Genomic DNA, 11,586 nt, shown 5'->3' with positions numbered 1-11,586 from the left:
GTTCGTGCCATGTTTCATGACACTGAACCTGACCAATCATCGCCTCAGTCTCCAGAGAGGAAATTGGGGGAAATCAGGGGGTATTCTGAAGATTTCGGAACTGGTGAGTGGTGTGGGTGAAGTGCCGGGAAGAATTTGTGGGATCCAATTTCTTTGGGGATCGCTAGCCCGTTAAGCAAATTGTCGACAGTATTCGTATTATCGGCAAAGAATGGCAGGCTTAGTACTCTGATCAACAATCGACGTTGGCGTACGGTCCAACAACAGCCGTACGCGGGATTGCCACGTAGCTAAGACTAAGGAGTAGGCCAGCCGAGAAATATGTGCGCTAAGCGTATGGGTGCGCGATTGTTCGAGCGATCATGGTCTGTGTCGAAGGCAGCCAGCGCGATTACTTGTGATGGCTGAGTGATTAGCTTGCTGCTACCGTTCTTGCGCTGTCGAAGTTTCGCCTCGTATGATCCATCGCTTAAGGAGTGCTGGAGGTTGGGCACAATTTTTTCTTCGGGACCTGTTAGTAGCGCTACCATAGCTGCTGCAGTTTCATCTTGGCTGTAATATCCGTCTACGAAACGGCCCATACCATCATCACCCAGGTATGCCTTTCGGCTCGTCACTGTATGGCTGACTTTTTTGAATTCAAATACGAACACCATGGTTTGTTGGTCGTCGTTCCAATGAAAAGAGATATCCGTGCGCTTTTGCCAGATGATATCTCCGGACTCGACATCAAGATTTCCGACCTTGTTTTCGGCACTCCAAGATCCCAACAATCCGCGTTTGCGAGCTACAGTATCACAATGAAACTTTAATTTTGCAGTGAGGCGATCTTCTCGATCTTTCGGTTGGAAGCCTGGCGCGTTACGGCGAACAAGTTCCTGCCACGCTTGCTGAAGCGTTGCAGCAGCAGCTTCTACCGGTTGCCGCGGAAATGCGGAAATCCAGTCCGGCGGCGCCCCTCCGATAGTCATGCGACCTTCGCTGCTGCGTTGTTGAATTGAACTTGTTCGACAATTGTTTCGGCATCGCGGAACGCCTGTCGTAATGAGAAGTTGCGCCGGGTCAGGGGCCTGGCGATTATCAACGCGTCGTCGGTCCACACAAAAGCATCAGGCGCTAGTCCAAGGCCGAACCCGGCAGAGACCCGGCCAAATCCGTCGGCGCGGGCCTGATTAAGCAATGCCATCAAGGCATCGCTGTCGCTGCGTGCATTTGCTTTCGAGCGGAGAGAATTGTTCTGTTTGTAATAAATCCTAATTGCTCCCATTCCGCCCGCAGCGTGTGCGGAGCTTGAAAGAGCAGAAACATCAAAACGTCCATTGCCGTTTGTGCGGGCTATCCAGACGTCGAGTGCCGTCGCGAGTGCACGAACATAGGAACGAACGTCAGAAAGACCGGCGCGAGTTTGAGCTGGTGTGTCAAGATTACCGAAGCTACGCGGTCGGATTGATGGCAAAAGAAGCGCCACCGTTTCGGAGATGATTGCTCGTTCGAAGGCATCAATTGCAAAATAGTCGAACAGGTGCTCGTCGATTTCCGATTCCATATCTTCATATGCGCGGCGTTGCTCTAAATCTGGCAAACCTTCCAGTTTAAGCATCAACTCGACCGTTCTATCGAACGCCCTACGTGCTACCTCAGGCTTATCCGCATTCTCAGGTTCGTGGAATGGGAAACCGCCGATGTCTACTAGCCGGACCGCATTTCGCTCGCACAACATTGTCCAGGATCGGAACATAAGGACATATCGAGCCAACGTCGAACGCAAATAGGCTGCTACGAAGCGTAGGAGACGGGCGTCGTCGTGGGGGCCTGAAATAACACCCACACTCGCCGTAAAACTCGCTGTGCTTTCAGTGTACGCAGCCCGAACTGAAAGATCTTCTTTGGAAAATCCATCAGTATACAGAATGCGTGGACCTTTGAAGACTTCAAGGACTTCGTCAGAAATGTGGCTTACTTGATCAATCTCCTCGGGCCAAGGCTGTAATAGATCAGGATGCAGTACGGGGACACCAGCGCCCAGTGCGGTTGTGGCGACATGGGGCATTCCTCGGAGAGGCTCTGCGCTCACTGGCTCACGTTGCCGATCTATTATGTGAATGCCTTTGCGTGCTTGCCAGCGCCTTGTTTTTTTCGGGCCACTCCAATAATCGCCGAGTTCTCCGAACACCCCAAGTCGATGGAGTAAGGATTGGTCGAACGCGTCACCCCACATGAATACAGTTAGGATATCTTGCTGGTCGATTACTGCCCGTGTCGCAACGCTATGGCGATCGTTGGAAGAAAGTGTCAAGCGACCGTAGGCCAAACTCATGTCAGCCTTCGGCACACAGTAGTCAAACCGTTCCTCAACAGCGATCACCACTGGACGGGAGTTGCGCTTTTCAGCCAATAGCACGTGGCAAGTGTGTTCGGCGGAAGGAAAGAGTAAATTTTGAAAATCACCGAAGTTGATCAACCGGATTGGACGAGCAGTCTCGAATAGATGTTTCACGAAGGACTGCTTCGATGGCCCGAGAAACAAATTAATTGGAAGGATCAAGCAAAGGCGCCCGCCGTCGGAGAGAAACTCCAAGGCTCTGATTGAGAACGCCGCAGCAACTTGCCGATGTCCTACGGGGGCCTTCATCTGTTGTGCCCAAATGTCGGCGCTCGTCACGTCGCTGCCGCGTGGCTCGATCCATGGAGGGTTGGAAAGGACAAGAGAAAATGTGCGACCGTTGAATCCGTGGTCCGGGCTAAAAAAGTCACCTGTGGCTCCGAACAGAAGATTCACCCCTTTCAGCGTAGGGAGTTTCACTCGCTCTTTGCTCTGTGCTTCGCGGATATCTGACGGATCAAGGCCCTCCAATAGGGATAGATATAGACTGAACGCCGTCACACGACATGCCATTTCATTGATATCTGCGCCAAAGATGTGCCTGGCCAGCAACTGGCGGCGTTGCTTGAAACTAAGCGGCGAACCCTCGCGTGCTTCTGTCAGTGCGATCATCCGGCGAAAAGCTGTTGTCAAAAGAATTCCAGAGCCACACGCGCCATCGAACACTGTCTCCTGCAGTGGATCGGCCGACGCGCTGAAAGCCTGGTCAACAGCCAGCATTGCTAGGTGGCGTGGCGTGTAATAGGCGCCTGTTGACGATTGTACGTCTTCTGAAAGAAAGGACTCATAGAGTCCCGACAGCAACTCGACGGGAATCAGACTAAAATCGTAGTTCCAAAAGTCGCCTTGGCCGGTACTCATATCGGTGCGGTTAAGAAAACGTTCCAGCGCTTCAAATCCAAAAGCATTGAGAGACTGCCATGGATCGTGTCGGTCATCGCTTAGGAAGTCTCCGTTGAAGTCTTCTTTGAGCCTGTCAATAAGGCGGCGCACTCCGCCAATGTCGCGTTCTGTAACCAACTGATGCAGGCGTCCAACCTTATGGTGAGAGCGATATACGTCGCTGACTATGCCGCGATGTTCAAGATAGGAAACGAACAGCACCTGACCCATGAGTAATTCAGCCAGACGTCGAGAAAAATCGTCTACTGGTAGCTCGCCGTAACCAGCCTGCGCCACCTCGCGCACACAAACCGACAAGTTTGTGAGAAGCATGCGATCAACCCGATCCCCAGCGTCGAACCATTCTGGGAGACGGCGTGCGAGACTGTTTGAGGATACGTCGAAACCGGAGAAAGGCCCGTCTGGACGTGCTTCTTCCGCAGTGACAATTTCTAGTGAATCCGGAGCCTTGATAACCGGTCGAACCAATACCCGGTCACTGTCAATTTCCAAGATGATTTGCGCTAGGTTCTGATTCCACACACGCTGCCGAACATGGTTAAGCTCTACCTTCGTAAGCGGAGTTCCATCTCCACTTACGAAAACCACGGTAGGGACGCCGTCAACATCGAACACAGCCCGGGCACGAATCGAACCGTCCTCGGCAAGCAGAGCATTCAATTCTGGCGCATATGGGTGGCGCGGGTCGACATCGGCAGCGCTACGATGGAGAGACTTTCCAAAATCGGCATAACCGAGACGTCGGAGCCATTCGTCGAAGATCGTGTCAGTCATTGGGGAAACCTGTTGGACTAGTGCCTAACGGCATAGAACAAAAGACGAACATTTGCCAGTGATTCGGTAGCCATTTGACTGCACGGGGCGCACGTTTCATGCTTGCCTCCGTCCGACATCACGCCCGCTACGCTCAAAGTCGACTCGCATAGTTCTGATTTCGGTTGCCGGAAATAAGTCAAACTGTTGCGATCGTGTTCGTGGGCTTGCTTTACCGAACGCTCCGCAAATGGCTTCCAGATGGTCATGAAGAGGTAGTTTGAGAAAGGCACAAGTCGGGCCAAACTCATCGGCCCGCGATAATCTCCACGGTTCGCTTGGGCTGCAAACAATGGCGGTTCCATAAAGCGCCAGAAATGAATGTTCTGAAAGCACCTCACGTAACTCGGAAAACTGCGGCGCATGGGCTTGGAGTTGTAGGTGAAACTCCTCTTTCAGCTGATTGGCAATCCGAATGATGAGTACTGTTCTCCAACTGAACTTTGCCGCATTGCCCTTTCCGGCTGCGGGTATATCTGCGGGTATTAGCGCACGGCGCCGCGTCCACTCGCGCAGAACCACAGCGGACAAGCCAGTCAATTCGATTACCTTGGATGTTGATACGTAAATCACGTGGCCCTCGGAAATGGGTCTTCTGCCCATTCTTAGTTAAGAGTGGGTAAAGGACTCGTTCTCCTGAGTAAAGTCTAATGGACGAACAGAGCCTTGGTGTGGCGGCGCGGAAGGGCGGCGTTCACGCTGCGCGTCGCCATCTAAGTTCGGATTGCATACACAAAGAATGATTGGCTCAAATAGTAATGGAGGCACTGGCCAAACTAGTGCTACCAATATTAATCCGCTATTCCAATCCCGCGCCCCAGCGCCCACGAAATCCGTCCCCCGCGCACGACACCCGACACGGCCATCCCGCGCCGCTGCTCCAGCACCTGCCGCCAAGGTACAATCGTAAAATCCCTCTGCCGCTCAATCACCGCGAACTTCCCACTCACCCGAGACACATGCTCGCGATACGTACCATCGACATGTCCTCGTTCCGGCGCTGGCGAATATGGCTTACCGATCTCTACGCTCAGCGTCCGGGCAGCTCGCGCGAAATCTCGCTTCATCAACTCCGTCTTCTGTGCCGCAGACAAGCCAGTGCCAGCCGCTACCTTCATTCCAATCCCCGTCAGAAACGCCCGTCGCTTCACCTGCGCCTCAGCCACCTCTTTTCCGAATCCGAGCGGCACGCCAGACGGGGCAGGGACGTCATCCAGCCAGGTCACACCAAGGGCCGTTTCCTGATCTGCCAAGCCAAGCTCCGAGCGAACTAACACCTGCGCCGCCCGTAACCGCGCCTGTGCCCGCTCGTACGAACTCGCTCGGTCTAGATAATCCGGTGGAACCTTCCACTCCGCATCAGCTGAACGCTCTGCATGACCAGCCCGCCGCAAAGCCTCCAGCCGTCGCACATGAGCCGCGACAAATTCCGGGCTGTATCGGGGATCGTCCGCCTGGTGCAGACCTGCCGAATAGCTCCCACCATTCGCGCGTGCGATCCGATCAATCGTGATGTCTGACGGCTTCGGTTCAATGTTCGGCGGAGACACCGTCACAATCGCCCCGCGCTTTACTTCCTCGACCTCGCCGGCGACACCCAGCTCCACAAACACGGCGCGCCCATCCAGACCGTCGATGATGACATAGGTCCGGTCATGCGCTTCACCCGTAAGACCCGTCTGAAGAACCACGCCCGTCACGCTCCGCCCGCCGGGATCGGACTTGTCGAAGATAGCGTCCGTATCGAGCCGCCGGTCACCGCGTCCGGCAAGAGCACGGTTCATCGTCTTGATGATGTCGTGCCTTTCCGACAAGCCCCGCAAAACCTCGCGGAAATTCTCCTTCATCTGCCAGCGTCCAGCTCCGAGTTTCTCTGCAAGCCCAAGCCGTTCCAGAGTCCGCAGCCGCGCGGCATGCAAAGTACGATACTGTGAAGGACTATCCTTCAACCGAAATTCCTGTTCGGGACCTACCTGACGCGCGATAAAATGATCGATCCGTGTCACGCGCTCGGCAGCGATATCCGATTGAAGTTTGCGCTCCTGCTCGAGCCGAGTTTCAGGCCCGAGTTCCAGCGTTACAAGGTCCTCGGCCCGCTCCCGGATCCCATGCGAAATATACGCCCGCGGCATGACAAGGTCAGAGCCATCTTCACGCCGCCCCCGGATGACCAAATGCGCATGCGGCCGGCCCGTATCATGGTGGACTGCGCCGACCCATTCGAGCCGCGTCCCCAGATCGGTTTCCATCTGCGAGACGAGATCACGGACGAAGGGCTTGAGGTCTGCCATTTCGGCGCCGTCTTCGGGCGAAACAATGAACCGGAAATGATGCCTGTCTTCGGTAATGGATTTGACGAGATCGGACGCGTTGGCATCCTCGCTCATGGCGTCAAACAGTTTCCCGCGATCCTTCTCTTCCAGCGCTGCGTCGCGCCGGATGTATCCGATGTGGGCTGCCAGTGCCGCCACGCTCGATGCCGACATGCGCACAATGCGTGCCTTGACGATGACGCGCCTCTGCCCACCGCGTGCACCGATACGGGGCCGGGCGGGAAGGGTAGTGCGGCGAACGCCGCCGACGGACGACAGCGCCTTCGTCATCCGCGTCAGATAGGTCTTCGCGCGCCCCCCTGATCCGGCAGACCGAATCCTGCCAGGTCTGGGAGTGAAGGGATTGTCCTGCGGCGTGCTCATTTGAACCGATCCAGCGGAAAACAGGCCAGTTTCTGCGAATGGAACCATGCCAATCTGTAGTCCTTGCTGAGGATTCCATCAAACCACAGAGCTACACACTGAGGCATGGAACCATAAAAATCGATGTGCAGACAAGGTGATAGACCCTCATTGGCTCCATGAGCTTTTATCTTGCATTCCGATCTGTCCCCATTTTTCCCAATCAACCCTTCTGCATGCTCCTTCCGATCACCGCCTATCCACACCGCACGACCAATGATGTCGCCCTCCCTGACCGCTCCAAAATACCGTCCATCAAAGGAATCCGGTGTGCGATCAGAAAGGAGCAGAACCTCTTCTGCCTGAAGCTGCCTGCAGCCCGTCCAGGGAGACGGCAGGGCGCGTCCCATACTATCTGTTGATAGCAGGCGGACAGTCGAAGTCCCGTTGATCTGTAACACACCCTTGATCTCACAAACCGTGTCGCCTTCGAGCGCCCGGACGTTCTTGATGACGGGGATGCCTGGCGCAAGATAGCGCCTCTGGATCGCGAGTCTCGAAGCGGCCTCTGGCAGGTTCGAGACAACCAGATCACCCCGCGAAATCACCTCCAAAGGTTCGACGCGATACCACCCAAGCGGAGCACTTTCGCTCGGATTGTAGAGTAATATGGGCGGTAAAACACCAGTCGCCGGAAGGCCTGTCAATGCCACTCCGAGCACAGAAATACCGCTCCAAAATACTGCGCGGAGGCTCATGAAAAGCCCCTCCAGTTGCTCGAAAGAAGTCTCCAATTGGCCATCGACAATGTGATTGAATCTGTTCTCAATGCCCTGATTTCAAGCGCCATGACCGCCTCCCCGGGACCTATTCCAGACGGTCGAATAATCATTCAAATCATCGACATGATAGACGACGGTGCCGCCATGTTTTCTGTATTGCGGTCCATTGTTCGACCAGCGCCAGTTCTCCATCGTGCGAACCGTGATACGCAGATAAGCCGCCGCCTCTTTCGTCGTCAGGAAAGGACTTGGACGTCCTTTTGCCTCGTTCATTCCCCGTACCCCGTCTTGCCGGGCACAGATCAACGTGGCGGCTTCAACACGTCCCAGAAAACAAAAGAAAATTCTAATTGGGAGTCACGAAGATATGCGGCTCCGCGGCGATACCCTGTTTAACCATGCGCAGCGCGCATGACTTCGTAAGCATACAGATGCCCCTCTATCGAGCGAATTAAACATGCCAGAAGCCGCCCCGGAATGATCTCCGGAGCGGCCAGTTTGGCGATGAGTGCGGGGCTAGTCCTTGGGGTTCCAGAGGATCACGTGGCGGCCTTTCTTGCCTTTGACCGGTGCGAGGTTCGCGTAGATGCGGCGCGGGCCAATCTGCGGATCTGCGAGGGTCAGGGAGACGTATTCGCGGCCGGAAGACTTTGCCTTGCGCATCCAGCCGCCGCCGATTTCGGTCGCGGTCTCACCGGCGAAGATGCGGTAGTCCGGCTGGGCCTCTTCAGCTTTGTCCGCGTTCTTTTCGATGCGGATGGCGGCTGAGAGGTTCATCATTGCGAGGGCGCCTTCGAAGCCGGTTTTGGTTTCGCTGACATATCCGAGTGCGTTTGCCATGGGGGTCTCCTTTTCGTTTCCGTGGCTGTCTTCGAGGGACACCTTGTCCCCGTCGACGCCGGACCGCCCGGACGGCGCGGGGCGGGCCTGAACCTGCAAGGGCGCAGCAAAGCGGAGCACCGGACAGGCGCATGAATTTGTCTCGCGAGGAGCCGCAAAGCGGCGGGGAAATTCGTGGGACTGTCCGGTTTCAGGGCCGTTTCGTGTCGTCCAGGTCACACGGCAATAGACGGGAACAAGGGGTCTTTCGGGGCAAGCGGAGAGCGGAACAGACCGCTTTGGCAATCGCACTCGGAGGCAAAAAGAAACCCACAGACGGGCGATTTTTCGGAGGCGCATCTGTCTTGATCTGAACCGCAGGAGTACACACTCATCCGGTAGAAGCATGTGGAAATGCCGCCCGGCATGCTGCCGAACGGCTTTCGCTTCCACGGACAAGGAGACTGCAACATGTCAGGCGGCGTCCTGCTCTGCGACAGACTGGTCTTCGGGAGAAGCTTCGTCCTCGCCAGAGGTAAACAGGCTGGCGATCCGGACCCATGCATCTGCTGGCGGCGACCCTGCGTTTGTAACAAGGCGCGTAGGCGGCACCTGCATCCATCCCGGACGCCAGCCCGGATTGGCCTCACACTCTTCGCCAGTGATCCGGTTCCAGACCAGTTCCTTCTGGGCTTTGCCCGTGTCTGTGAGCGCTGCTTTCGCCGTCGATGGAGACGCAATGTCTGCCACCATGGCGTTAATGGCGCGCTTGTCCCGAACGAGATCAAGGAAGACACGCTCCGGCTTCCAGTAAGCGGCCATGTCGGTTTCGGTGGCGACAGCGACGGCTTCCACAACCGGGCCGCCCGCTTCCAGCGTATCCGCCATCACAAAAGCCAGCACGGTCAGGGTTTCCGCATCGTTCATTTCGAGCAGCGCCGCAAAGACCTCGCTGAGGTGATAGGCGTCCCCGTTTGCGCGCAGGGATGCGACCCCATGGGCGTCAAACAGGCTGCGGACATGGTCCCCGGCGGCCCGCATTTCTGCGGCGGCGCGTGATGCCTCCACGCTGGCCTGTATGTCCTCCTTCCGGGCGAGGAAGTCGTGCCGCCTGACAGTCCAAAGAGCGGACCCGACCATGGCATGCGCCACCATCAGCCGGAGGGCGATTCCAGGGTGTCCAAGCAAGGTTGTACGCGCTGCGCCATGGCGGTGGAGGGCAATGTATTGTGCGAGCGGCCCGGACATTTCGGGCTTGGTGTCGGCTGCTTCCGCATCACCGTCCGGCCTTGCGCGCTTCTCCAGTTTCCGGGCTTCGGCCTGCGTAATGTAGCCCTCATGGAAGGTCACAGTGCCATCATCGCGGACTTCGACAATCACGCTGCCGCCCTTCGTCCGGGGGCGCTTCAAATACTCCCAACTGGCAAAATATTTCCCGCGTTCGAGAACCTCTACATTGCGCCACCCGGCGTCAATGTAGGTCTCGACCTTGGCCGCAAGCGCTGCCGATTGGGCTTTCCAAAACGTGTCGGCCTCTGCGAAGACACCTGTCTCACCGAAGAGGTCAGCTGCCACTTTGCCTTCATAGATCGCCAGATCAAACAGCGCCTTGTCGGTCGTGATGGTGGCCCCGCCCGTGATCCATGCCTTGCAGGCGCGGCCCATGGGCGCGCGCTCTGTTTCACTTCGAAACAGGGCCAGCCAGTCTGCCTGCTGGTCCTTCGTAGCAAGTGTGAGCGCGCGGATTGTCTCCGGGTCGATTTCGTCTTTGGCGTAAAGCGCACGGATCGGGCTGGAGAGATTGGCGAGGGCGAGGATACGCCGGACTTTCAGGTCCGTGACCCCGAAATGTCCGGCAATCTCTTCCACCGTCCGGCCTGCATGCGCCAGCTTTCCGAACGCATTGTATTGCTCCATTTCCGTGGCGGGCAGGCGGGCGACATTTTCGATGAGCGAGGCCTCCACCGCTGCGGCGTCGTCATCCGCTTCCATGATTGCGCACGGGACGGCGATTGACTTGCCGGTCTCAGCGGCAATGACCTGCAAGGCATGGAAGCGCCGCCGTCCCGCGACGACGCCATAGCCATCACCTTCGGGGCGCACCAGAAGTGTCTGGCGGATTCCTTTCTCCCGGATGGAGGGCAAGATGTCGGAGACATCAGGCGCCTTGCGGTTGTGCCGCATGTTGAGCTTGCTGATATGGAGTTGCTCAAGGGGAAGTGTTTTCAGTGCGGGTTGTGCCATGGGATTGTCCTCCTGTTCTGGCGGGTAAAGTGAAAGGCCAAGCGCCCATGCCGGGCCTTTCCAGTTGATCGGGCTGAAGGGGAGGCCTTCCGCGTCGCGGTTTGCGTCCGGATCGGTCTCGCCCCAGTCATAGTCATGCAGGCCAATCAGCGGCGCGCGGCCATCGACCCAGATTTCGACGACGCGGGACTCCTCTATGACGAGGGTCATGTGCGGACGTGGCCCTAATAGGTCATCCAGCGCGCTCATGCCTGCGCGACCCGTGCAGGTGCGGACGCCATCAAACGCGCTAAGGCTCTGTGCCCGGCTTGCAAGGCTTCGGGGAGCAGTTCGCATGCGACTTCAGTCAGGTAGGCGTTCTCCGACCTCGGATCGTTGGCCTCTATACCCCAGATGCTGGCGGCATGAGATTCCAGTTCCACGCTTTCGCGTTCAATGGCGAGCACGATTCCGCAATAGAACCACTCATCCTTGCGCCACGCGTCCATGACGGCTTCGGCGTCTGCTTGCGCCTTCGTCAGCCGCTCGCGGAAATTGTTTCCGGGTCCGATAAATCCCGGGTCGCCAATATTGAGCGATGGCCAGAATCCGTCCTGGCGCTCGTCTGGACTATCCGGACAGTCGTCGCGGACGATCCGCGCGGTGACGCGAAAGCCGTCAATCTCGACGGCAATGCTGTCGCCCTCGCACACATAGCGGTCAAATCTCTCCCGGAACGCCATGACTCAGCGGCTCCAGAAAATGTGGACTTCATCAAAGCCCGTCTGGAACACCATGATCTTGCCATTCATCGCCATGTCGCGGGCAAGCGCGGTCCAGTCGATATAGTAATCGAGCGAGGCCGGAATCTCTGTCCCGCTGTCGCGCGTCACTTCCTCGGCAAAGTCTGCGGCGCTGCGATATTCGCCTGCATAGTCTTCAAACGCGGCGTGAGCCTGTTCAAGGTCATCGCCAAAATGGCGGTGGA

10 protein-coding genes are annotated in these 11,586 nt (G+C 56.9%); all 10 read right to left on the bottom strand.

Going from position 1 to position 11,586, the window contains the following annotated elements:
- Positions 1 to 296: 296 nt before the first annotated feature.
- Complete coding sequence (locus HY26_RS14085) at positions 297 to 971, bottom strand: hypothetical protein (protein WP_034741805.1); 675 nt, start codon at positions 969 to 971, stop codon at positions 297 to 299.
- Positions 968 to 4,060 (bottom strand): class I SAM-dependent DNA methyltransferase, encoded by a 3,093-nt coding sequence (locus HY26_RS14080; protein ID WP_034741808.1) that lies wholly within the window; start codon positions 4,058 to 4,060, stop codon positions 968 to 970. Before HY26_RS14080 ends, HY26_RS14085 begins: the two co-directional genes overlap by 4 nt.
- 96 nt (positions 4,061 to 4,156) lie before the next feature.
- A complete protein-coding gene (locus HY26_RS18880; RefSeq protein WP_146740241.1) occupies positions 4,157 to 4,672 on the bottom strand; it encodes a hypothetical protein in 516 nt (171 codons plus the stop codon).
- A 218-nt stretch (positions 4,673 to 4,890) separates the two neighbouring features.
- Positions 4,891 to 6,795, bottom strand: coding sequence for a DUF3363 domain-containing protein (locus HY26_RS14075; RefSeq protein WP_034741820.1), 1,905 nt, complete (start codon positions 6,793 to 6,795; stop codon positions 4,891 to 4,893).
- Positions 6,792 to 7,532 (bottom strand): S26 family signal peptidase, encoded by a 741-nt coding sequence (locus tag HY26_RS14070; protein WP_146740240.1) that lies wholly within the window; start codon positions 7,530 to 7,532, stop codon positions 6,792 to 6,794. The genes HY26_RS14075 and HY26_RS14070 overlap by 4 nt, the downstream gene beginning before the upstream one ends.
- 81 nt (positions 7,533 to 7,613) lie before the next feature.
- Positions 7,614 to 7,829 (bottom strand): helix-turn-helix domain-containing protein, encoded by a 216-nt coding sequence (locus tag HY26_RS14065; RefSeq protein WP_045695780.1) that lies wholly within the window; start codon positions 7,827 to 7,829, stop codon positions 7,614 to 7,616.
- 243 nt (positions 7,830 to 8,072) lie between these two features.
- Complete coding sequence (locus HY26_RS14060) at positions 8,073 to 8,396, bottom strand: DUF736 domain-containing protein (protein WP_034744474.1); 324 nt, start codon at positions 8,394 to 8,396, stop codon at positions 8,073 to 8,075.
- 453 nt (positions 8,397 to 8,849) lie between these two features.
- A complete protein-coding gene (locus HY26_RS14055; protein ID WP_081812297.1) occupies positions 8,850 to 10,868 on the bottom strand; it encodes a ParB/RepB/Spo0J family partition protein in 2,019 nt (672 codons plus the stop codon).
- The gene (locus tag HY26_RS14050; protein ID WP_045695779.1) at positions 10,865 to 11,341 is read right to left on the bottom strand and encodes a hypothetical protein; all 477 of its coding nucleotides are present in this window, start codon (positions 11,339 to 11,341) and stop codon (positions 10,865 to 10,867) included. Before HY26_RS14050 ends, HY26_RS14055 begins: the two co-directional genes overlap by 4 nt.
- Positions 11,342 to 11,344: 3 nt before the next feature.
- On the bottom strand, positions 11,345 to 11,586 hold a 242-nt coding region (locus HY26_RS14045), incomplete at its 5' end, for an antirestriction protein ArdA (RefSeq protein WP_146740239.1).

Source organism: Hyphomonas sp. GM-8P (assembly GCF_003263315.1).
Taxonomy (GTDB): domain Bacteria; phylum Pseudomonadota; class Alphaproteobacteria; order Caulobacterales; family Hyphomonadaceae; genus Hyphomonas.
Note: the sequence above shows the minus strand (reverse complement) of the source record. Positions and strands in the feature narration are given on the sequence as shown.

Coding starts and splice junctions, on each gene's coding strand:
- HY26_RS14065 (WP_045695780.1), bottom strand. CDS start 7,829: ATGAACGAGGCAAAAGGACGTCCAAGTCCTTTCCTGACGACGAAAGAG.
- HY26_RS14055 (WP_081812297.1), bottom strand. CDS start 10,868: ATGAGCGCGCTGGATGACCTATTAGGGCCACGTCCGCACATGACCCTC.
- HY26_RS14085 (WP_034741805.1), bottom strand. CDS start 971: ATGACTATCGGAGGGGCGCCGCCGGACTGGATTTCCGCATTTCCGCGG.
- HY26_RS14050 (WP_045695779.1), bottom strand. CDS start 11,341: ATGGCGTTCCGGGAGAGATTTGACCGCTATGTGTGCGAGGGCGACAGC.
- HY26_RS14075 (WP_034741820.1), bottom strand. CDS start 6,795: ATGAGCACGCCGCAGGACAATCCCTTCACTCCCAGACCTGGCAGGATT.
- HY26_RS14080 (WP_034741808.1), bottom strand. CDS start 4,060: ATGACTGACACGATCTTCGACGAATGGCTCCGACGTCTCGGTTATGCC.
- HY26_RS14060 (WP_034744474.1), bottom strand. CDS start 8,396: ATGGCAAACGCACTCGGATATGTCAGCGAAACCAAAACCGGCTTCGAA.
- HY26_RS14070 (WP_146740240.1), bottom strand. CDS start 7,532: ATGAGCCTCCGCGCAGTATTTTGGAGCGGTATTTCTGTGCTCGGAGTG.